We start from the raw sequence: 23,603 nt of genomic DNA on the forward strand, positions 1-23,603 counted from the left end.
TTTTTTTTCAACCAAATCGCCGGCGTGGGGGCTGAGATCGTCCCATAGCGGGTCCACGGCGGAAATCCTTGGATGGAGTTCCTTTGTAGCAGCGCGGAATTATCGGCCACTCTTCCGTGAGGAAATAGGCGTAAGTGCCCTGGGGGAAATCCGGAGTGCGCACAAAGCGACCGTTGCATTCATCGAGGGAGCCCGCCCCTTCAACATATTCGTAGTCCGCCACAAAGGTACCGTCGTAATAGCCGCCAGGTTGTTTGCTGCCTTTTGGCCGAGGTCCAGATTTTACCCGATAGCTGGAATGCATTTTTACGATACCAGATTCCCCACTCATGCCATCTCCATAACCATACAGTGCGTAAATGGGAAAACCATCTGCGGCCCAACCAATCAGTGGTGAATGCTGCTGCGGCGTTACATGTAGTCTTGTCAGTAGTCCGGTGGGCAGACCGTGGTAATGGTAGGCCCCATTTGGTTGGACATGGGCATAATTGTCGTCCACACCTAGAGGCACGGCACCGGAGAGCGCTTCGTAGCGCCAGAGGCCGCGGTTGCCCAGATACCATTCCGCCGCACTGGGATCAAAAGGTACGCCGTTAATGCCAATGCCAAAATTTTGCAGGGTCACCGGTGTGGATTTTTTTGCCACTTTGGGGGCTGCGGGCACTCGGTATTTGTAAAGCTGGGTCTCGATTTCGTTGGGATTACCAGAGTTGGGGAAGGCACCGGTTTTGTGTAAGGAAATACCGTTGGCCTCAATCACCCGCCAGGGTCCCTCAATAGTGACTTTGATTTGACTTGAGGTGATCGGGTCGCGGTCAGCGGGAACTTTATATTGCAGCCCCTCTGACTGTACCACCCGGTGCTTGCGCGCTGGTGGCCGGCCGTTAGCACGTTCCTGAATAGGGGCCCTGGCAATATCTAATTTGTCTGGCACACAAACCAGAGACTGGGATTCGGATAAATTAAAGCACTGGCCACTGCTATGGTCGATGGAGCAGCTGGCGCCGGAAATCAAGCCTTGGCAGGCTTCAACAGCCGATTCAGGTAGATGGCCCAGGGCCGCTGGGGCGACACAGGTGAGGCTCAGTAATAACCACTTCTTCATACTACAATCTCAAACTGCGTGGCCCACCTGGGCCGAATTATCTACTCGGTATCTTCTTTCTTATCTCTGCCTGGTCCGCGGCCTTTCATTTTTTCTGGAACACATACCAGTCGCTCTTCCTTCGGTGGCATGAGGCAAGTGCCTTCCAGAGTTTCTTGTTGTTTAGTTTCCACCGTGCAATCGTCGTTTTCCGCCATGCCGTTGCAAGCATCATAGGCTTCCTGAGGTGGTTTTCGCGGTTGTGCCGTTGCGGTTGAAATCATGGCCAGTAAAACGATGGGAATAAGTACTTTGTACATGGTGATCTCCATAGGATGTGACTGGGCTGTGCCTGCACTGGGGAAACAGGCGTGAATAAAAACCGGCGGCCAGTTTTTTCCCCATCCTGAGGAGTGTTTTTTAACCAGCCGTTGATAGCCAACATAGTTCAGGAATGCGCAAAGAATGTGGATTTTCCGTAAAGAAGTGTGGGCATGGGTAGGGTTTATGGAACAGATTTGATGAACAGATTTAATCGAAGATGGCCCAAGTAATTTAACGGCGCATTACATTGGGGAACTTCCATCCACGCTGCTATACTTGCCGCCGCTTTGGGTGCCCAGCAGTGCAATATCACTTGGCTGGGGTAAACGGGAAGTCCGGTGATGTGTGTACAGAGTCCGGCGCTGCCCCCGCAACGGTAAATCATTTTTTCGTTGAAAAATGACAAGCCCGATACCGGCCCTCGGCGCTAAGCCGGAATTTTTTAATCCGGCCTCGAGGATAAAGCGGAGGGCTTTGTCTGGTCAGTGTGCCCGCTTGGGTTATGCACCGATTGTACTCACCCTCCCTCAATCCGCTTTTCTGTTCGAGATTGGGGAACCACAATGAAAAAAACTTTATTAGCCGTCGCCGTTTTTACTGCGGCGCAACCGCTGTTGTCTTTGGCTGCGGACCTTGAAGAAATCACGGTGACCGCCAGCCGTCTGGATCTGCCCAAGAGCCAGCTGGGTGTCTCTGTTTCAATTCTTAATGCTGCCGATATCGAACGCCTGGGTTACACCAGCCTGCTGGATGTGATGCGCACATTGCCGGGTGTGGCTGTCAGCAATAGCGGCGGACCGGGCAAGGTCAGTTCCTTATTTATCCGCGGTGAAAGTAATTTCCGCACCCTGGTGTTATTGGATGGGGTGAATATCGCCGACCCCACTACACCGCAGGTGGGCGCTCAGTTGCAATACCTACAGGCTGCAGATATTGAGCGTATTGAAGTACTGCGCGGCCCCCAGGGGATGCTCTATGGTGCGGGCGCCGGCGGTGTGATTAATATTATCACTAAAAAATCCACTGAAGCGTTTCATGCTACGGCAGCCCTGGAAGCGGGGCGTTACGGTACACAGACCGCAAGTGCCAGTTTAGGTGGTAGTTCTGGTTCCTGGTATTACAACCTGAATGTCTCCGACTTTTCCACCGACGGGTTTAATGCACGAGAGATGGATACCACTGGGGAAGAAGATGGGTACGATAATCTAATTGCGAGTGCACGCCTTGGCTATCGGGTCAGTGAAAATCTCTCACTGGAGGGGCATTACCGCAAAACCGATGCGGAAACAGAATTCGATGGCTGCTATTCAGAGATGCCCAATGACTGCCTAAGCCGTTATGATCAGGAACTATTCAGACTCAGTGGCAATTATCAACAAGACTCCTGGAATCACCAGTTGAGCCTATCTCAGCAAGAGATTGATCGGATAGATGGGATCAGTCCAGGCGCGATGCTATTTGTTACCCATGGTGAGATTCGCGAGGCAAATTATATCGGTAGCAAAACAATAGCTTCTGGCAAGTGGCTCTGGGGTGGGGAGTATGAGCAAACAGATTTCTTCACCCAGTTTGACCGTTTTACACCGTCGAAAGAAGTACTAGAAAGTACCGGGGTTTTTGCCGAGTGGCACAGCGACTTTGCTGAAACAGTTTTCTACACATTGGGATATCGTCGCGACAGCTTGGAAACTGAAAATCACAACAGTTGGCGTGTATCTGCGGCTATCCCTGTTATCCTTGGCGAAGAGCAATCACTGAAATATCGTGCAAGTATTGGGACTGGCTACCGTGCACCCAGTCCCAATGAGATCAGTTTAAATAACTCCAGCGGTGTGCCACTGGTGGGCCCGGAGACCAGTCGTGGCTATGAGCTGGGAGTGGAATATCAGTGGGCGCAACGGTTAAAGACGGAGCTGACGTACTTCGATCAAGAAATTACTGATGCGATTTTTTACGATTATTCTTTAGGCTTTATGGGTGCTTATGTACAGGATAACGGCCAGAGCGAATCGGAAGGCGTTGAACTCTCTCTGGGAGGGAGTTTCAAAAACAGCCTTGATTGGTATGTAACCGGCACCTGGTTAGACACTGAAGATAGCAGTGGCACCGAAAGGGTAGGAATTCCACAGAGGGTATTTAATTTCGGTCTCAGCCAGCATTGGCTGGGAGATAAGTTAACCCTGAGTGGTAATTGGCAGCGGGTGGAAGATCGCATCGATGTCTCCGGTGTGGCCCTGGAAAATTACTCCAAAGTAGATTTGAATGCGGTATACCGCTTCACACCGAATATGCGGGTTAATCTACGCGGTGAAAATGTGTTAGACCGGAATTATCGTGAAGTTGTGGGTTATTACACTACAGGCACGGCAGTTTATGCGGGGGTAGAATTTAGCCTGTAAAAATCTTTCGAGAGATAGCCTGTTGGGGCTATCTCTCTGTTCACTCTCCTTTAACGTTTCAACGAATTAAATTAAGTGTCTTTCTCCCCGGCGTCTACTATTGCAGCGTCTAGTTTTTTTCGGGAGGCATTTTGTGGCGGTATTTAGCGATAAAGGCGTGGAATTACATTTTGAAATTCGCGGAAATGGTCCCCGTCTGGTATTTCATCCCGGCACCCTCAGTGACCTCAGAGTAGCCCCGACGATTTTTGATTCCCCGTTAGTAAACCATTTTGAGATTCTGACCTTCGACCCCCGTGGCATCGGCCAGTCTAATTCGCCGCTCGACTCCCCCAATATGGCCGATTATGCCCTGGACCTTAAACGCCTGATGGATCATCTCGGCTGGCGAGAGGCTTTTTTATTGGGAGAGTCATTTGGCGGTATGGTTGCCCAAGAGTTTGCCTTACAGTATCCACAGTTGGTGCAAAAACTTATTTTATTGGTCACCAGTTCTGGAGGGCGCGGCGGGGCCTCATTTCCATTCCATAAATACGATGTTGAGGCAATGAGCTTTGATGAAAAAGTGACTTTATGGGCAACCGCAAGCGACAGCCGCCTGCAGAATGCTAACTGTAAACTTACCGATTCTGAACTCTATACCCCTTTACGTAATTATTATCACCAAGTTTGCGAGCTGGCCGCGAAGAAACCCGAGGGCGCTATGTGTCGCTCGCGGCAGCTCCAGGCTCGAAAGGGCCATGATACATTTGCACGTTTAACAGCGTTGAATGTGGAAACACTGATCTGTGCGGGCCGCTATGATAATGTTGCCCCTTTTGAAAATCAGCAGGCACTATTCCAGCAGATACCCAATGCGCGCCTGGGAATTTTTTCTGGTGGTCATCACGTCCTCTGGCAGGATGATTTGATTTGGGATTTTATTTCGGCGTTTTTGGCCATGGCTGATTGAAATGAAAAGATAGCCTTATTTCGCTCCACTAGTATGCAATTTGCATGCTTCCTTTAGTTTGAATATTTGTTGGTTTTTATGAGTTCTGAATCACAAGATAAAAAAATTCGCCATAAGGCGAGAATGCAGAATCGTAAGAAAATTGTGGATGAGGCGGTTTCTAAAGCCCTGGATGAACGCGGTATCGTGATCCTCTATACCGGAGATGGCAAGGGCAAAACTACTGCGGCTATAGGTACCGTCACTCGAGCCCTGGGCTTTGGCTATTCCACAGTGGTGACTCAGTTTATTAAGGGAACCTGGGAATGTGGAGAAAAGAACCTGTTAATGGGGGCTGCCCACCCGTTGCAATGGCACCAAATGGGTACGGACTTTACCTGGGAAACTCAGGACTTTGAGGCTGATAAAGCCGCGGCGATGGCACTTTGGGAAAAGGCGCGGGAGGCGTTGCGGGATACAGAGGTTTATCTAGTGGTTTTGGATGAACTTACCTATGCCCTGAATTACCGTTGGTTGGACAAAGAAGCAGTGTTACAGGCGATACAACAGCGCCCCAGGGGGCAAACGGTGATTATTACCGGGCGAGGGGCCAAACAGTACCTTAAAGATATTGCCGATACCGTAAGTGAAATGTGTACGGAAAAACACGCGTTTAATAGCGGGGTTGCCGCCCGCAGGGGCATAGAATGGTGAACTTGTCTTCGCAATCGCCATAATCAAAGTATTGACTATGAAGAGATGTGTAGGATGGAGGGGGTGGACAGAAGATGGTGAGTAGAGATGGTGGAAAAAGGCTTTGGCTGTATCAGAGTTTACACAGCCAAAGCCCCTTACTCTTTAACTATTCCACTTCCGCCAACTCTTGTGCCGCTTCGCGGGCTGCCAACTGTGCCATTAACTGGCGCCTGACACGCATCGGAGTGGTGCCAAACCAGCGATAACAGGCGCGATTGAAAGAGCTTTGTTCACGATAGCCCAGCATATCGGAAATCTGGGACATAGGGGGTTGTTTACCGCTTAAATAATATTCGGCGCGCTCTCGGCGGATGCGGTCCAACAGATCCTCAAATACCAGATCACGGTCCCGCAGCCGGCGTTGTAAAGTGCGCTTGTGCATACCCAGTTGATTGGCCACTTCTTGCAGGCTGCAGCGTTTCAAAGGCATAAGGCAGTAGATTAACTGCTGCACCTGCTCTATTAAACTGGATTCCCCTTGCTGCAGAAGCTCTTCGATATAGGTTTTCAGCAGCGGGCGCAGGCTTGGATTGCATTTCTCCGTGGGCTGCAGCAGGGAATTGCTATTTAGGATAAATGCATCTGTTTCTTTGCCAAAGCGTACGGGAACCCCAAAGAAGTTTTCGTACTGACTATGTATCGGTCGATCGGCTTTTAAATGAACACTTTCCAGTTGAAAGTTACTGCCGCATAGGTGCTGGAGGGCCACGAGTGAAACGCCGAGTAGAAACTCCCGGCACTGTTGCTGGGCGAGTAGGGAGTCCTTATCGAGCTGGGTTTCGAGATCATCGATACAAAGAAAGTCCAGGTGTGTGTGTTTGCCCTTTTTGGTGAGTTCAACCCGAAGATTGTAGGGTGCGTTACCCAGCTGTTTTATCGCTGCGTTCAGGAACTCTCCGAGCGTAAGGGACTGCAGTACTGCGGCCCCAAGGGAACCCAGTGCGGCGGCACCTTGGCTATGAGCGAGGCGCAACCCAAAGTCTGCACAATTCAATTGGCTAGCGGCCTTGTTCACCAGTTCGGCGACCTGATCAAGCGCCAGATATCCATCCAAACTTTCCACCTGGTGGGGGTTAATACGAGAGCTGATTAGCAGGGCTTCAGGGCTAGCTTTTAATTGGCTCACCAACTCATAAAAGCCTGTTAACAGGGTCGTTCTTATTTGTTGAGTCAATTTTTATAAATCCTGTGAATGCCCTGGGAAAAAATTGCTGTTATACATTTCCCAGGGGGAAGGGGTTAATCCGTCGGAATAGATCGAATCTGGGCGGAACCCGAAGATAAAAATGCGCCTTACGGCTCATGCTATTTATCGAGTGGGGTTTTATAGCGACTGAATTAGAGGACAGTCTTCGGCCAGGGCCTGCTCTGAGTCGACGTCCTGTAATGTCTGTAATGGAGGGCAATAGCGATCTTTACCCTCACAAGGAAGGTAAGGTAGGGCACAACCACGGTGCTCGTCCTGAGCGGAAAAATTAATGATAGTTAGATCAGGGCAGGTCAATGCTGGCGATAATCCGCGTATCGATCTCCGCAAAATGTTATTACGGTGTAATGTTACTCGTTTTATTTAGATGTTTTAAAGGCCAATGATAACTTCAGAGTACTTCTCGATTGCGGTCCACTGGAAAATAAATCTTTTTATTGGTTATTTTGGGGTAATTTATCCCTAAATTTCTTTTTTAAGCTCTTTTTGTTTTATGACGACTGCGTCACTGGGAATATTAGTTTTTTAGTCAGGACTGACAAAAAAATACAGTATTGGCTCAATGGTACCAAATCAGAGTAAGGATATAGTGATTTTGTTGGGGGATACTGGGCTATCGGTCCCAGCAGGGAGCTTTAATTTGCACATTTCTTTCACAATTAAAAAGGCCCGCTAAGAAGCGGGCCTTTTTAATAAGTAGGGTTTTAGCCACCGTAATAGGTAGCTGCACCAGGTCCAACCGGGAGGCCCAGGGCAAATACCCAAATATAGAACAGCGCGGTCCAGCCAATAAAAAAGAAGATGGAGTAGGGGATCATCGTGGCGATCAGGGTTCCCATACCCAGGTCTTTCTTGTAACGAGCGGCAAAGGTAATGATAAGACCGAAGTAGCTCATCATCGGCGTAATGACATTAGTCACTGAGTCGCCAATACGATAAGCGGCCTGGATCACCTCCGGTGCATAACCCAGTAGCATCAGCATGGGCACAAAGATTGGGGCGGTAACTGCCCACTGTGCCGAGGCACTGCCCAACATCAGGTTCACAAATCCGCACATCATGATAAAGAACAGGAATAGCAGCGGGCCTGTCAGGCCAATGCTCTGCAAGGCGTCGGCACCGAGTACGGCGAAAATAGTTCCCAGGTTGGTGATTTTAAAAAAGGCAACAAACTGCGCGGCGAAAAACACCAGCACGATGTACATGCCCATGCTGTTCATACTTTTAGCCATGGCATCAATGACATCGCGGTCATTTTTCATGGTGCCCACTACTTTGCCGTAGACAAAGCCGGGGATCGCGAAGAACACCAGGATGAGGGACACAATACCTTTCAGGAAGGGCGAGCCCGCGACAAGACCGGTTTCGGGGTTGCGCAGCACGCCCCACTCGGGAATGACAGAGAGGGCAAATATTGAGGAAACTATCAGCACCGCCAGGCCTGCGTACTTGAGTCCACGTTTTTCATCTTCACTGAGGGTACCGAGTTTATCCTGGCTCAGGTCGACTGAGGCCTCGTTGCGGTCGTACTTGCCCAGTTTTGGTTCCACAATGGCCATAGTGACCCAGCTGCCAATGATAGTAATCAGGAAGGTGCTGGTGAACATAAAGTACCAGTTCACTTCCGGCCCCACGCTATAAGTCGGGTCGATCATATGGGCGGCGGATTCAGTGATCCCCGAGAGAAGAGGGTCCACCGTACCCAGCAGCAGGTTAGCACTGTAGCCACCGGAGACACCGGCAAAGGCCGCTGCCAAACCGGCGAGAGGGTGGCGTCCCAAGGAGTGGAAGATCATAGCGGCGAGAGGGATAAGTACCACATAGCCGAGTTCAGAGGCGGTGTTGGAAATAATGCCAGCAAATACGACGATTACGGTGACCGTGCGCTTGGAGGCTTGCAGCACCAGGCCGCGGACGGCGGCACTCAGCAGGCCGGAATGCTCGGCAATTCCCACCCCAAGCAGGGCTACGAGAACAGTGCCCAGCGGCGCGAATCCAGTGAAGTTTTTCACCAGACTGGTAACGATCATCCTGAGGCCATCGCCACTCATTAGGTTAAAGACCTCAATTACCCCATCGGGATCGCGCCCTGCAGCACCTACTGGGCGTGGATCGGCTACTGACAAGCCAAAGTAGGAGGCCACACCGCTCAGAACCACCACGCCTACAGCGAAGAGGGCAAAGAGTGTAATGGGGTGGGGGAGCAGGTTGCCTAGCCACTCCACCACATCCAGGAAGCGGGTAAAGGCCGTTTTGCGTCCCGGCGGGCTATCCTGCCGGTCGCTGGGGGAGGTCGTTGTGGTCATTGTGTGTCCTCAATTTCGTTGGCGGGTAGTCCTAATTGCCTCTGGAGTACCCGTTAGCCCAATAATTGGCTGAAAAATGTGCTAAGGGCGCGATGATACACAAAAGTCCTTTAGGTAAGAATGCCAGCGCCGGAATGATATTGGTTAGTGGGTCGGTAACAGCTGGGGGAGAATGCCCCTCTTAGATGAGGGCTATGTCGGTAGACTATTGAAAGCGAGGAAGTACCTCTGCATAGCGAGTGGAACCCCAAAAGGCGGTGTCCAGCGTTTTGGGTAGCCTGTTTTAGCCGACAGACAATCCGCCCCAGCATATCTTGGATATGCCATAATCCGAAAACTCAGCAGTCAACCCAGGGGTGAAATAATGAAGATTGGAGTTTTAAAAACCGACGATGTGCGCAAGGAACTGGTGGGCGAATACGGTGAATACCCAGAGATGTTCGCAGACCTGTTGCGCAGCCAGGACCCCACACTGGAGTTCTCCACCTATGAAGTGCAGCACGGACAGTACCCAGCCCAGATCGATGAGGTGGATGCCTACCTGATTACTGGCAGTAAAACCGGTGTCTATGATGAAAAGGAGTGGATACCACCCCTAATGGACTTCGTGCGGAAGCTACACGACCAGAAAAAACCTACCATTGGAATCTGCTTTGGCCACCAGTTGATCGCTCAGGCACTGGGTGGAAGGGCCCGCAAATCTGATAAAGGCTGGGGATTGGGGGTACACTCTTATGAAATGCAGGAAACACCTTCCTGGATGTCGGAGCCCACGAATAGTTTCAACCTACTGGTTACCCATCAGGACCAAGTGGATACTCTGCCCCCCGGCGGCCGTGTGTTGGCCTCCAACGAGTTCTGCCCAATGGCGATGCTCCAAGTTGATGACCATATGCTTACCTTCCAGGCCCACCCGGAATTTACCAAGCCTTACTCCAATAGTCTGATGGAATTGCGCCGAGAGGCGTTTGGTACTGATGTAGTGGAAAAGGGGCAGGCCTCACTGAAAAATGATATTCATGAGAATATGGTTGCCAAGTGGATGTTGGAGTTTTTACGTAAATAGATATTTTAAGGGGCAGTTATTACTGCCCCGTTAGCCGCTTCATATTTTCTAATATTTCCTTCCTTCCTTCCTTCCTTCCTTCCTTCCTTCCTTCCTTCCTTTCAGTGAGTGATTAAGTACGCTTTACTGAATTCATAATTTATTAAAAAGGTTTTCTTTATTGTATTGAGTATATGCTTGCTTCTTCTTTAGGCTTAGTTTTTTAATTCGTCTCTATTTTCGCTGCGTTGGATTAGATGCCGTATTTAAATGTTTGCTGGCGTCATTTTATTCAATTTTTTGAAATCATTCCCTTAATGTTTTTATTGTGGAGTATTTTTAAGATTTTTGGCGTTTATATCGCTTTTTCACTTCGAATAAGGTTTTGTGCTTATTGTGTTAATTGTTTTGGGGGGAATATTATATCTGGCTAGCTTGTTGAAGTTGCTTAAATAGTGGGTTCTAACTAGTTTGCCTTGTGTTGGTAGTGAAGTTTTTGCATGAGTATTTTCCTATTTTTCTTGAGTTTTATGAGGGGATCGCTGGGGGACGGTCAATAATTTCAGTAAAGCTTGTAGCTAATAAATTATAAATTTATTGATGATCAAAAGGATGGCTTTATGACGAACTTTAAGCGGACGCTGTTAGCTGCATCCATAAGCTTGCCATTAGTTGGGGGGCAGGCATTGGCGGCAGGCAATGTGAATGGAACTATTGATGGAACTGTTATCGGCAGTGGCGGGAGTGACTTGAGTAACGCCACTATTATTATCGAAAACGATAAGAATGGCTTCAAAAGAACTATATCAACGGGTGGGAATAATGATTTTAGAGTAAATTTACCCACTGGCATTTACAAGGTGACTGTTCAGAAGAGCGGCTATCAACCTGCAGTGATTGAAGCCGTTGCGGTTTCTATCGGTAGCTCTACCAAGTTGGATATACCTTTGACACTTGGAGATCTAGAGGAAGTAGTTGTAGTAGGGGAGGTAATTCCCCAGATTCGAACTGGCACAGCAGAGTCTGCGCTCAATATTGGTTTGTCGGATGTGGAAATGTTGCCCGTTGCTCGCAATATTGAGTCTGTTGCTTTACTGGCTCCGGGTACTGTTCTAGGCGATACTAGTTTTGGTGAAGAAAAAGATTTGATATCGTTTGGGGGCGCTTCTGTAGGTGAAAATGCCTATTATATTGATGGACTGAACGTCACTAATTTTCGTAATGGACTAGGCGGATCATCTGTTCCCTTTGAATTTTATGACCAATTTCAGATTAAGACCGGGGGGTATAGCGCCGAATTTGGACGGTCTTTAGGTGGTGTGTTTAATGCTGTTACCAAGAAAGGTACTAACGAGTTTGGGTATGGGGTGGTTGCCTACTATGAGCCTGCGGCCTTGCGTTCGGAGGCTCCAGATACCTTATCAACAGATGGGACTCTCTACGATTTAAACTCAGAGAATGAGGAGTCTAAATACACCACTGATTATTATGTTAGTGGCCCAATAATTCCGGATAAATTGTTTTTCTATGTCCTTTACGAGCAGCAGGAAACAGCTGAGGAATTTACCACCAGAGGGAGCCCTGGTAGATATAATGAGAGAGATATTGATGATGATTTCTGGGGAGCTAATTTAACCTGGAACATAACCGATAATCACATTCTTTCTTACATGCAGTTCTCTGATAAGCGCACCAGGGAAAATGATCAATCTAATTATGATTATTTTAATAGGGATAAAAAAGAATATACGGGAACTACCTGGGATAAGCGCGGTGGAGATAACTGGCTGGTTCGTTATGATGGCCAGATAACTGATAATTTTAGTATTTCAATGCTCCATGGCCAGAATGAATATTCACTGACCACTGTTAGTACAACTGATATCGAATGCCCTTATGTAAGGGATTTTAGCACCGGAGCCTTGCCAGGTAATTCTGATGACAGACCTGGTTGCCAAGCTAGCTCTAGAGTTCAGACCGGCGGAGATGAGAGAATAGCTGACCGTATTGATTTTGAATGGGTAATTAATGATCATACGATACGTTTCGGTTACGATCAGGAAACTAACTCCTCTTCGTCTAAAGAAACTTATTCTGGAACAGGTTTTAGGGAAGATGGGGGAGTGTTTTACACTTATGATTCATATAAACCTGGTAAAGAGCTCCCCAATGGCGCGGTGGTTGACAATGTAAATGGTGATGGCTCTCTTGTTCATATAGTCTCTTATCGGGTAGGCGATGTAGAAGGGGACTTTGAGGTTGAGTCAAAAGCTTTTTATATCGAAGATACCTGGGATATTACGGATACACTAACTTTAAATGCAGGAATTCGTAATGAAACTTTCTCCAATTTTAATGGAGAAGGCGATACTTTTATTGAAATTGATGATCAGTGGGCGCCACGATTAAGCTTCTCTTGGGACCCAGGTGGTGATGGCGAGTCCAGAGTCTATGGTAACTGGGGTCGCTACTTTATGCCTATCGCCTCCAATACAAATGTACGCTTATCTGGAGGGGAATTGGGTTACGAGCGTTATTTTATTTTTGACGGGGAGTACGATCCGAAGACATTTGCTCCATTAAATGTAGGTGCAGATGGTGTTCCTACCTCTCAAGAGGTAGGCTCAGCAAGGGTAACTTCAGATGGGAGTGTACCAGATAGTGCCCAGCTCTCTGATAGAGACTTAGAACCCATGTATCAGGATGAGTTTATTCTTGGCTATGAAAGGCTTTTTGCTGATGAATGGACCTTGGGTGTCAAGGCCACCTATCGCGATTTAAAATCCCATATTGATGATTTAAATATTAGTCACGCCATAGATGCTTTGGGGTACGAGCATACCGGTGCTGGTTATGGATATGTGTTGGCCAATCCTGGAAAGGATATCACTATTCCTTACGACCGTTACGGTACTGGTGAGACGGAAATGACAACGTTTTCCGCTGAGCTGCTAAATTATCCTGAGGCCAAAAGGACTTATAAAGAGCTGGAATTTTCTGCAAAACGTGCTTTTGATGGCGTTTGGGGATTAAGTGCGAGTTACTCCTGGTCCCAAAGTAAAGGAAATACTGAGGGATACGTAAAATCGGATAATGGCCAGGATGATGCGGGTATTACACAAGACTTTGATTTTCCCGAATTAATGGATGGGGCGAATGGATATTTGCCCAATGATCGTACCCATAAATTCAAAATATATGGGAATTACCAAGTTATGGAAAATCTCCTGCTGGGGGCTAATTTCCTCTTGCAGTCTGGCCGCCCGATTAATTCTTTTGGAGCAGGGCATCCTGATGGAACTCCGGGCTATGGTGATACTTACTATATTACTGATCCCAATGGAAATCTAATCAAGACAAATCGTGGTAGTAGGGGGCGGACGAGCTGGGTAAATCAAATAGATCTATCACTTGTATATAGTACTCGTGTTGGTTTGGCTGATGTAGAACTTCGGGCTGAGGTGTTCAACCTTCTTGATGCAGATGCAGAAACGGAGGTATATGAATTTGCGGAAACTAGCCCTGGTAATTTTGATCCAAACTGGGGAATAAGCCAAGAGTATCAAACTCCTAGGTATTTCCGTTTTGGAGCAAGTGCTAGGTTCTAACTTAATCCTATCGTAAATGGATATTTTGATTATAGGAGGTCTTCTCTAACAGAGAAGGCTTCCTTTTTAAAGTTTTAATTGTTTTTTCAGTTCTTTTCTTAGTTAACACCTAATAAAAAATCTTCATCTACCATTTGAATTCTTACTCCAACAGGTTCTTCAATCTGAAATACCTTTCTGGCTGTTTCGTCCAGTTCAATGGCCATGCTCTGTAATACCTTATGAGTTCGATGAGGCGTTTGGCTACAGAGAACTTCAATATAGCAACCGGATGGCTCAACTTGCTCGGATTCGACAACGACAACCGGTAATTTGGATTCTTGTACTTCCAAATTATTAGTTAATATCTCACTAAATATCCTGGTTGCTGATTCCGGAACTAGCTTTGAAGATTCTACAAATATTTTGCAGCTGGACATACGTAGGATTCCTAGTGGCTCTCTAAGAAAAGTTTATTTACATAAAGTGTAGCTGTTACTGGATGATTTGAATTTTCCAAGAGTGCGTATTGGTTATGTTCATTAATTGTGTAATAAGTATTAAGGCCGTTGTTTGAGGTAGGATATTACAAAATAATGTAAGTAATTTGTCGATTTCTTTTCCATGGTTGTTGAGTTTTGCTAGGAAGGGAGTGGCTAAGATAGATTTATTAAGATATCACCGACTATATCTGGATCCGTAATGGGGGCACTATGCCCTGTTGTTATAAATTTAATTTCCCAGTTTTCTTGAGCTTTTGCCCATTGTCGGCTCAATGAAAAAGAAGGATGTATAGGTTCACAGCAGACTATATAGGAACAGTCTAAACCAGTACCTGCGGGCTTCGACATCTTTACTGGATCTAGATAGGTTTTCACCGGGTGGGGAGTAAGGTGGCGCTCTACCCAGGCGATGTCATTCGGGTCAGTTATATCAAAACTTGAGGCAGGGGTGGGCATAAAGCATCGGGTTCCCTTAACTAGCTGGCTGTTAGCCAGGCGTTGGGCCCTATTTTGCTCTGGCAGCTGCTCATAGAAACAATGGCCATCCTGAGCGATAGCGGCGTCCAGATAAACCAAATGCCGAATGCGATTTCTTAATCTATCGGCTACAGCTGAGACCGTTATTCCACCAAAACTGTGTCCTACCAGCGACATTTCCTGCAAGTCCTCCCATATTATCAAATTGACTATATCGTCAATAAAAGTATTGATACCCACTTTGGGGGAAAGGAGATGCCGGCGCTCTCCCAGGCCTGTTTGTGTTGGGTTAAAGAAACGATGGCCCGCTCTTATGAGCCTCTTGCAGACCTTCGACCAGCACCAACTGCCATGAAATAAGCCGTGTACAAGGACAAACGTTTTAGTCATTTGACTGTATTCATATCGTCTCGTTACCTAGCGAAGGGTATTGGATCTGTAGAAAGCTTCAGAGGTTCTAATCAATATAGCGTTTTTGGCCATTTATGAGTGATTAGGCATAACCGGATGAAGACCTAACTTATCACTCAATTGCTTTTGTTTAGTATTTCCTAGCGTACCTGATTTTCTACCGGGCGTTTAAGAATTTTGTGACTCTATCGGAGTAAAAAAAATTTTCTCGAATTTGACTATCCGATATTAGAGAATTAGATTTGGCCCCGCGGATCACAGCCCATGCTGGCTTCGCAAGAACAGAAGAAATTATTTTACTCGCCTTAATTGGTACGGATTGGGTGAATTGTATTGCCAACACCATTTTTTCAAACTACCCGCGCGATTAACACTGATTCAATCTACTCTCTCGGACTGATAAGTGCCTTGGGTGTACTTCTAATGGTGGGCTGGGGGATATGGTTCCTATTTAAGGAGATCACCGTTTACAGCATTAGTGACCTAGCCAGGCTTGAGCAAGAGCAGAATACGGTTGATGTCAGTACCCAGCGGACGGGAAGGGTAATCGCTATTAGAGTTTCACTGGGCGATACCTTAAACAAGGGGGACCTATTAATAGAACTGGATACTAAAACATTTGATCTGGATCTGGATGGCGACAGTCGAGTATCGCGGAGTCTTTCAGATCAGTTGCTGGCAATAGATCGTGAAGAGGACTTGCGGACTAGAAAGTTTGCCGAAGACGATAAAGCTTTAAGAGATCAGCTGAGGCTACTTCAAGAGCAGCATAAGCTTCAGATAAGTAATCAGCAGATTCAGGCGGATGTGGCAGAGCGTTATGAGCGCTTATTGGAAAAACAGCAAGGCTCTGAACTTGATTACCTCGCTGCCAAGCGTACCTATCAGCAAATGGCCATGGCCACACTTGCATCGGAAGCGGCAATAAGTGCAGCTAATGATCGCTTGGATCAATTGGCAAATGAGTACCAATTAGCTGTGAGTGAATTGGGACAGCGTCGAACAGACACCCAAAGACAGCTGGCTGAAGTGGATACTCGCATGCAGCAGAGCACTCTGGCTGTAGATGAGCAGCGTCTACGAGCGCCTATCTCGGGTAAGCTTGCTTCGCTGGCAGATATTCGGGAAGGAGAGGTTTTACTCGCGGGGCAACAAGTTGCCACATTACAAGCCGAGGGTAATATCAGTGTGCAGGCGTCTTTCCCTCCTGCTCTCGCACTTGGGCATATCCGTCCGGGACAGAGTGCGCGGGTAAAACTGGATGGGTTTTCCTGGGCACGTTATGGCCAGTTACAGGCTCGTGTAGAGAGGGTGGCCAGCGCGGTGCAAAAAGGAAAAATCCTCGTTGAGTTATCTTTACAGGGAGAAATCCCCCCACAGTTACCCCTATTACATGATCTACCAGCAAGGGTAGAGATCGCCACCGGAGTAAAGACCCCCTGTCAGCTGCTATTGCAGAGGGCTGGCGACTTGTTATCAGGGCAAGCAGGCAGTAGCGCAAATTCGTTGGAGACCCTGTAGTGAAGGGAAAAACCCGCTGGCTGGTTCCCGAAGTCGTACAAACTTCCAATATGGATTGTGGCCCGGCGTCTCTTAAGTGCTTGCTTGAAGGCTTTGGGGTGAATGTGCATTACGGCCATTTACGTGATGCCTGCCAAACCGATGTGGACGGCACCTCTATTAACACCCTGGAAAAAATTGCGGTTGAGCTGGGGTTGGATGCGGCACAGATGGTCGTGCCCAAAGATCACTTATTGTTAGATTCACCAGGTTACCTACCGGGATTGGTGGTAGTGCGATTGCCCAACGGCAACACTCACTTTGTTGTGGCTTGGCGCAATCATCGTGGAATTATACAGGTTATGGACCCAGCCTCGGGAAGGCGGTGGCCCAGTGCACGACGCTTTCTCGATGAGCTGCATATCCATACTATGCGCGTTCCACCACAAGGGTGGCGAAGCTGGGCTGGCGGAAAAGATTTTATCGATCCCCTGCGAGAGCGGATGGGGCAATTAAGAATTTCAAAATCTATCAGCGAAGCCGTGTGTGAGCGGGCCCTGAAGCGAGAAGATTGGCTCTCCCTAGCTTTCCTAGATGCCAGTGTAAGAATGTTGGCAGCACTCGTTGACTCAGGTGCGTTGCGGCGAGGGGCAGAAACCAGTGTGTTATTGCAAAGGCTGACGGGGGACTTAACAGAAGATTTTAGCAACGCTTATGACCTGGTGCCGCAGAGCTATTGGTGTGTGCAACCTTCCCGCCCTCCTGGCACTGACGAAGCGAATACAGTTGAGTTAGAGCCAGATCTGTTGGAGTTTAGTGGCGCCGTAATTGTCAGCGTGAGAGGGGTGCGGGAGGAGGTTGAAGTCAAGCCCAAGTCCGAGGCCTTAAGCAAAGCTTTGCAAGCACAACCGATAAAACCACTCCAGCAATTATGGGTTTTTTTGCGAGAGGATGGTCTACTTGCTCCAAGCATGGTTCTAATAGCAATGTTGGCGGCAGTACTTGGTGTGATGGTTGAAGCACTACTGTTTCGTGGTTTGATCGATATTCACACGGAACTGGCCACCGAGGTACAGAGATTGAGTGCGGTCATTTTGTTATTGGGGTTTATGTTAACCCTTATACTCGTGCAATTGCCGATGACCAAGCTGCAATTAAGGATTGGTAGACACCTGGAAAACCGCTTTCGCATACGTTTTCTCTCTTCCCTTCCGAAAATACCCGACCATTTTTTTCAAAGCCGTCCCACCTCGGATACCGCAGAGAGAAGTCATCGAATAGTTGCTCTAAGAGAACTACCATTGCTGGGAGGTGGAATACTCTTAAAGGGCTTGTCATTACTCGCTACAGCTGCTGGCATTATTTGGATTGCGCCCGTTGCCGCACCCTTGGTGTTATTAATGGCTGGGTTGCAGGTAGTTATCCCTCTGCTGTTCCTGCCTGTGCTCAGTGATCATAATATGCGTGTGCAAACTCACGCTGGCGCCTTAGCTAGGTTTTATATGGATGCGCTGCTGGGAGTCATTCCAATACGCACACATGGCGCAGGGGAATCCGTTCGCCGTGAACACGAAAGCTTACTGACCGAGTGGATTAAAGCCGGCTACTCGTCTTTGCGGTTCCAACTGAATAGTCAAGCCGTACAATTGATTGTTAACGGGATTCTTACCTGTGTGCTGGTGATCTATTGTGTCCAGGTCCGCGGGGCAAGTCCCGATCTGCTCCTATTAATTTACTGGGTACTGGCGCTGCCTCCACTGGGGGAAGATATCGCGCAACTAATGCGGAGCTACCCTCGCCAGCGAAATACTCTGTTGAGGGCTTTGGAGCCGCTGCAGGCGGTCACAAATGACGACAGAGAAGAGACGTCTAGTAATAAAAAGGGGCAGCCCTTAAAAGGAGCTGCGTCTTTTTGCTTTGATAATGTCAGCGTCAAAGCCAGTGGCCAAAGCATTCTCAAGAATATTAATCTGGAAATTGCGCCCGGAGAGCATATCGCAATTGTTGGCTCATCCGGTGCGGGCAAATCGAGCTTGGCCGGTTTATTGTTGGGCTGGTATAAACCAGCGACTGGCAGACTATTGCTCAATGGCGAAGAGCTGCAGGGTGAATTGCAGTCCCGCTTTCGCCGACGCTGTGCTTGGGTTGACCCTGCGATCCAACTTTGGAATAGCAGCTTGCTGGATAACTTACACTACGGCAACAATTCCTCTACTTCCTTGTACCCAATATTACAGCAGGCCGATCTATTGAATTTAGTGGCTTCCCTGCCCGATGGTTTGCAGAGCAACTTAGGGGAAAGTGGTGCGCTTGTCAGTGGAGGGGAGGGGCAGCGTGTGCGTTTAGGGCGAGCTCTAGGTCGAGAGTCTCCAATCTGTGCCATTTTAGATGAGCCGTTTCGCGGACTTGACCGAGGGCAGCGCCAGCGCTTACTCAATCGCGTGCGACAGGTGTGGAAAGACACCACGCTAATTTGTATCACCCATGATATTTCTGAAACTAGAGATTTCCCCCGCGTATTAGTGGTGGAAGATGGACAGATTATTGAGGATGGCATACCCACAAACCTGGAAGCGCAAACTCAATCTCGCTATGCCCAACTTCTCACCGCGGAAAAGAATCTTTGGCTGGAGTGTTGGCAGAGCACAGATTGGCGCCATCTTCGCATGAAGGAAGGGCGAATCACCGAGGTTCAACCTGAAATAAAAGAGCGGGCGCAAAATAGTGGTATGGCGCAGTCTCAAGAGGTAGCTTGTGAAATCTGATGATTCCCTTAGTAAGCTACCCCACCTTTGTTGGCCCGCGGCTCAATTAGATAGTGCCCTTAAGTCCCTGGCTTTGCGTACTGGCCTAGAGCCAGCAGCCACTGACTACGACTCCAACGCGGAAGCGCATAAAGATATAGACACCCGTCTGCAGTTACAGGCAGAGGCTTTGGATTTAAAAATTGAGCGAGTTAGTTGTAAATATGGAGAGCTGGAGCAGATGCTACTGCGGGCTGCACCGGCCCTGGTGCGTGTGCGCTTAGAATCTGATGAATATTTCGTTGCTTTATGCGGCAGAGACCATCGCTTTTTACATATTCTTTCACCATCCCAAAAAGTTTTAAAGCTGCGTCCAAGACAAGTAATCAGTGCGCTGATAAGCGCACAGGAAGCACCCCATCGCGAGCGTATTACAACTCTACTCGACAGTACCAATATAACTGGGCGACGGCGTGATAAAGCTGCCGAAGCATTATTGTTGGTAAATTTGGCAGGGTTACAAATTGATGATTGCTGGCTGTTGCGTCAACCGACCCATCGCTCTTTCTGGCAGCAGCTACGCCAGCGTCGCCAACATTTGTGCTTTTTAAGCATGATTGCTTGCCACACGCTGCAAATGGTCTTATTCATTGTCAGTTGGTGGTTGATAGGTCGAGCTGTTCTTGACGGTTATGTTGATAGCGGTTGGCTAATTGCCTGGGTGCTATTGCTGATAACGCAGATCCCCCTTTCGCTTTTTACTGCCCGGTTACAAGGCTCAATCTCGCTGGAAACCGGTGCTTTGCTTAAGCAGCGCTTGCTTGCCAGCGCTTTGCGAATAGATCCAGGCAAGGTGCGTCATATGGGCTCGGGGCAGATACTTGGGCGTGTATACGATGCAGAAAATATAGAGGCTACCGCTCTGCAGGCGAGTTTTTTTCTGCTTCTTGGCGGTGTAGAGTTGGTAATGGCTTCCATAGTGCTACTGCTAAGTATCGGAGTCCCACTATTATTAGGAGTTTTGGCCTTTTTTTTAATCATAGCCTTCGCTCTAGGACGTACCCAATACCAGGCTCGTCGATATTGGACCAATCAGCGCTTGAGTATGACTCATCGCCTAATTGAGAAAATGCTCGGCCACCGGACTCGATTGGCACAACAAGAACCAGTGGATTGGCATCGGGGCGAAGATCAGGAGCTGGAAGAGTATTTTCGTAGCTCGAATGCTATGGATAGCAATTTGACCCATCTAACTGCAGTATTGCCACGTATTTGGCTGCTGCTGGGAATAGTGGGCCTTGCACCAATTTTTGTCATTGGTAGCGCCGAGAGTGGTCAAATCGCTGCGGCTTTGGGGGGAATGCTACTCGGTTATCGTGCAGTGTTGAAATGCATAAGCGGATTCTCCAGTGGGCTCAGTGCTCTTGTCGCTTGGGAAAAAGTATGTGAACTCTTTTCCTTGGAGGCTCCATCAAAATCGGGGGCTTGCAAGCTTTCTGGAACTGATAAAGTGCCAGGGGATATGAAAGGATCTAAGCAACCTTTATGTTATATCAGTGACTTAAGTTTTAGCTATCCTAATCAAGACAGGGCGGCCTTAAAGAACTGTAATCTGAGTATTTATCCGGGCGATCGCATAATATTGCAAGGGGCTTCGGGTTCGGGAAAATCTACTTTCGCGAATGTGATAACAGGTATCCAAAAGCAAAGAGAGGGACTTTTGCTTATTAATGGGTACGATAGACCCAGCTTGGGTGTACAACATTGGCGTAGACAAGTGGCATCGGCACCTCAATTTCATGAGAATCACGTACTAGGTGATTCTTTCTTATTTAATGTATTGATGGGTGATGACTGGCCTCCTAAGCCTGAAAGTGTAAGAAGAGCCTATAAAATTTGTGACGAACTAGGGTTGACTTCACTACTTGAAAAAATGCCGGCAGGCATATTACAAACAGTGGGAGAAATGGGCTGGAGGTTATCTCACGGAGAAATGAGTCGCTTGTTTATTGCTCGAGCACTTTTGCAGAATGCTGAGTTGTTAGTGTTAGATGAGAGTTTTGCGGCTTTGGATCCTGGTAATTTAAGATATTCTTTCCGCTGTGTGCAAAAAAATTCGGCTAGTTTAATTGTGATCGCTCACCCATAGTTTTTGGTTAATGGTGGTGTGGTAGGCTAAATTCGCGTTAAGCTATGTGTTGTCCCTAGCTCTATTTAGCTTGGGGCACTTTTTAACTTCTATTATGGAGATGGAGATACTAAATGCATACTGAAACTAATGTTATTGCTGGTCCAGTAACTGTTCACCCAGAACTTCCCCCTAGGTAGTTTTTTATCTAAAATTTTTGGCTCGATAGGGTAAGGTGTATATTTGGTACAAAATTGCTAGTTTAATGTGTTAGATTTCACCTTGTGTCAAGTAAGTATGAAGTGAGTTGTTTAAAGTTAGTAAGAGTTTCCCCTCATTAATTACTAGTATCATGCTTGTCCAGAATTTTCTGGTAACTCTACGAGCCAAATAAGCTGTAGAATCTATTCTAGAGAAAGGAGGGTAAAATTGCTTCTGCTGTGTAAACCTTTTTTTCTGTGAATATATTTTCTATAGAGTGTTGAGTTGGACCTGATAAAAAAGCCCGCATTCGCGGGCTTTTTTTATTTTTAGGTCTTCAGCTTCTTATAATGCATCCGGTGGGGTGCGGCATCTTCGCCTTTGCGCTGTACAAAGTCTTCGTGGTACTCGGTGTAGTTGCCCTCGAAGAAGACGGCTTCACTCTCACCTTCGTAGGCGAGGATATGAGTGGCAACGCGGTCCAGGAACCAGCGATCGTGCGAGATCACCAGGGCGCAGCCCGGGAAGTTAAGCAGGGCTTCTTCCAGTGCGCGCAGGGTTTCGATATCCAGGTCGTTGGAGGGTTCGTCCAACAGCAGTACGTTGGCGCCCTGCTTAAGTGTATAAGCTAGGTGTAGGCGTCCGCGTTCACCGCCGGAGAGTTCGCCTACGCGCTTCTGTTGGTCGCTGCCCTTGAAGTTAAAGCGGCCCACATAGTTGCGTGAGCCCACTTCGTAGTTGTTGATCTTGAGCATATCGTGGCCGTCTGAGATAGCCTCCCAGACGGTCTTGCTGTTGTCCAGGTTCTCACGGCCCTGCTCAACATAGGCGACCTTGACGGTTTCACCGATCTTGATTTCACCAGAGTCCGGCTGCTCAGAACCGCTGATCATACGGAACAGGGTGGACTTACCGGCACCGTTACCGCCGACGATACCGACAATCGCGCCCTTGGGTACGCGAAAAGACAGATTATCGATCAGCAGGCGCTCGCCGAAGCCTTTGCTCACCTCTTTAAACTCAATCACATTGTCGCCGAGGCGCTCGCCGGGCGGAATGTAGATTTCGTTGGTCTCGTTGCGGGCCTGGAAGTCCTGGGATTGCATTTCTTCCAAACGGGAAAGACGCGCTTTGTTCTTGGACTGGCGGCCCTTGGGGTTCTGGCGAGCCCATTCGAGTTCCTTCTGCATGGCTTTGGCGCGGGCCTGTTCGCCGCGCTGCTCTTGCTCCAGGCGCTTCTCTTTTTGTTCCAGCCAGGTGGTGTAGTTGCCTTCCCAGGGGATACCGTGGCCGCGGTCCAGTTCCAGAATCCAGCCGGCAACATTGTCGAGGAAGTAGCGGTCGTGGGTGATGGCCACTACGGTGCCGGTGAAGTCGTGCAGGAAGCGCTCCAGCCAGAATACGGATTCCGCATCCAGGTGGTTGGTGGGCTCGTCGAGCAGCAGCATATCCGGGCGTGACAGCAGCAGGCGACACAGGGCCACACGGCGCTTTTCACCACCGGACAGATTGTTGACGTCAGCGTCCCAAGGCGGCAGGCGCAGGGCGTCTGCGGCGACTTCCAGGCGGTGCTCCAGGTTGTGGGCGTCCCAGGCCTGGATGATGTCTTCGAATTGCTGCTGTTTTTTCGCCAGGGCATCGAAGTCTGCGTCGGGCTCGGCGTAATCGGCGTAGACCTGTTCCAGGCCGGCGAGGGCGTCAATCGCTTCACGTACGCCGTCTTCCACGTTGCCGCGCACGGTCTTGCTGGCGTCGAGTTGAGGTTCCTGGGGCAGGTAGCCGACTTTAATACCCGGCATGGCGCGTGCTTCGCCATTAAAGTCCTGGTCGACCCCGGCCATAATGCGCAATAAGGTGGATTTACCGGCACCGTTCAGGCCCAGTACGCCGATTTTGGCGCCGGGGAAGAAGGAAAGGGAGATGTCCTTCAGAATTTCGCGTTTGGGGGGCACTACTTTGCCCACCCGGTTCATGGTGTATACGTATTCAGCCATTTGGGG

The 23,603-nt window shown here is 48.4% G+C and carries 15 protein-coding genes and 1 riboswitch; of the genes, 8 read left to right on the forward strand and 7 right to left on the reverse strand.

What is annotated here, in order from left to right; all coding sequences use genetic code 11:
- Positions 1–7: 7 nt before the first annotated feature.
- Positions 8–1,105 (reverse strand): YHYH protein, encoded by a 1,098-nt coding sequence (locus LC073_RS01165; protein WP_226642482.1) that lies wholly within the window; start codon positions 1,103–1,105, stop codon positions 8–10.
- 41 nt (positions 1,106–1,146) lie between these two features.
- Complete coding sequence (locus LC073_RS01170) at positions 1,147–1,404, reverse strand: hypothetical protein (RefSeq protein ID WP_226642485.1); 258 nt, start codon at positions 1,402–1,404, stop codon at positions 1,147–1,149.
- A 276-nt stretch (positions 1,405–1,680) separates the two neighbouring features.
- Positions 1,681–1,846: riboswitch (cobalamin riboswitch) on the forward strand.
- 125 nt (positions 1,847–1,971) lie between these two features.
- Here LC073_RS01170 and LC073_RS01175 point away from each other — a divergent pair.
- From LC073_RS01175 to cobO, 3 genes are all read left to right on the forward strand, one after another.
- On the forward strand, positions 1,972–3,807 hold the full coding sequence (locus LC073_RS01175; RefSeq protein ID WP_226642487.1) for a TonB-dependent receptor plug domain-containing protein: 1,836 nt from the start codon (positions 1,972–1,974) through the stop codon (positions 3,805–3,807).
- A gap of 133 nt (positions 3,808–3,940) precedes the next feature.
- Positions 3,941–4,759 (forward strand): alpha/beta fold hydrolase, encoded by an 819-nt coding sequence (locus LC073_RS01180; protein ID WP_226642489.1) that lies wholly within the window; start codon positions 3,941–3,943, stop codon positions 4,757–4,759.
- Positions 4,760–4,837: 78 nt separating this feature from the next.
- The gene (gene cobO, locus LC073_RS01185; protein WP_226642491.1) at positions 4,838–5,452 is read left to right on the forward strand and encodes a cob(I)yrinic acid a,c-diamide adenosyltransferase; all 615 of its coding nucleotides are present in this window, start codon (positions 4,838–4,840) and stop codon (positions 5,450–5,452) included.
- A gap of 148 nt (positions 5,453–5,600) precedes the next feature.
- Here cobO and LC073_RS01190 read toward each other — a convergent pair whose 3' ends face one another.
- Positions 5,601–6,668, reverse strand: a complete 1,068-nt coding sequence (locus LC073_RS01190) for an AraC family transcriptional regulator (protein WP_226642493.1) — start codon at positions 6,666–6,668, stop codon at positions 5,601–5,603.
- 737 nt (positions 6,669–7,405) lie between these two features.
- On the reverse strand, positions 7,406–9,007 hold the full coding sequence (locus tag LC073_RS01195) for an AbgT family transporter (RefSeq protein WP_226642495.1): 1,602 nt from the start codon (positions 9,005–9,007) through the stop codon (positions 7,406–7,408).
- A 364-nt stretch (positions 9,008–9,371) separates the two neighbouring features.
- On the opposite strand from LC073_RS01195, the gene LC073_RS01200 reads away from it, so the two are divergent.
- Both LC073_RS01200 and LC073_RS01205 read left to right on the forward strand, forming a co-directional pair.
- The gene (locus LC073_RS01200; protein WP_226642497.1) at positions 9,372–10,073 is read left to right on the forward strand and encodes a glutamine amidotransferase-related protein; all 702 of its coding nucleotides are present in this window, start codon (positions 9,372–9,374) and stop codon (positions 10,071–10,073) included.
- Positions 10,074–10,672: 599 nt separating this feature from the next.
- Entirely contained in the window at positions 10,673–13,660 is a 2,988-nt protein-coding gene (locus tag LC073_RS01205) for a TonB-dependent receptor (protein ID WP_226642499.1), read from the forward strand.
- Positions 13,661–13,758: 98 nt separating this feature from the next.
- Here LC073_RS01205 and LC073_RS01210 read toward each other — a convergent pair whose 3' ends face one another.
- Positions 13,759–14,079, reverse strand: coding sequence for a hypothetical protein (locus tag LC073_RS01210; RefSeq protein WP_226642501.1), 321 nt, complete (start codon positions 14,077–14,079; stop codon positions 13,759–13,761).
- Positions 14,080–14,295: 216 nt separating this feature from the next.
- On the reverse strand, positions 14,296–15,009 hold the full coding sequence (locus LC073_RS01215; protein ID WP_226642503.1) for an alpha/beta fold hydrolase: 714 nt from the start codon (positions 15,007–15,009) through the stop codon (positions 14,296–14,298).
- A 354-nt stretch (positions 15,010–15,363) separates the two neighbouring features.
- Here LC073_RS01215 and LC073_RS01220 point away from each other — a divergent pair, with 354 nt between their 5' ends.
- From LC073_RS01220 to LC073_RS01230, 3 genes are all read left to right on the forward strand, one after another.
- Entirely contained in the window at positions 15,364–16,551 is a 1,188-nt protein-coding gene (locus tag LC073_RS01220) for an HlyD family secretion protein (protein ID WP_226642504.1), read from the forward strand.
- A complete protein-coding gene (locus tag LC073_RS01225; protein WP_226642511.1) occupies positions 16,551–19,295 on the forward strand; it encodes an ATP-binding cassette domain-containing protein in 2,745 nt (914 codons plus the stop codon). Before LC073_RS01220 ends, LC073_RS01225 begins: the two co-directional genes overlap by 1 nt.
- Positions 19,296–19,464: 169 nt before the next feature.
- A complete protein-coding gene (locus LC073_RS01230; RefSeq protein ID WP_226642513.1) occupies positions 19,465–21,423 on the forward strand; it encodes an ATP-binding cassette domain-containing protein in 1,959 nt (652 codons plus the stop codon).
- Positions 21,424–21,932: 509 nt separating this feature from the next.
- Here LC073_RS01230 and ettA read toward each other — a convergent pair.
- Positions 21,933–23,597: an energy-dependent translational throttle protein EttA gene (gene ettA, locus LC073_RS01235; protein ID WP_226642515.1), complete on the reverse strand. Its 1,665-nt coding sequence runs from the start codon at positions 23,595–23,597 to the stop codon at positions 21,933–21,935.
- Positions 23,598–23,603 lie beyond the last annotated feature (6 nt).

The sequence above is a fragment of the Microbulbifer variabilis genome, assembly GCF_020524905.1.
Lineage (GTDB): Bacteria > Pseudomonadota > Gammaproteobacteria > Pseudomonadales > Cellvibrionaceae > Microbulbifer > Microbulbifer variabilis_A.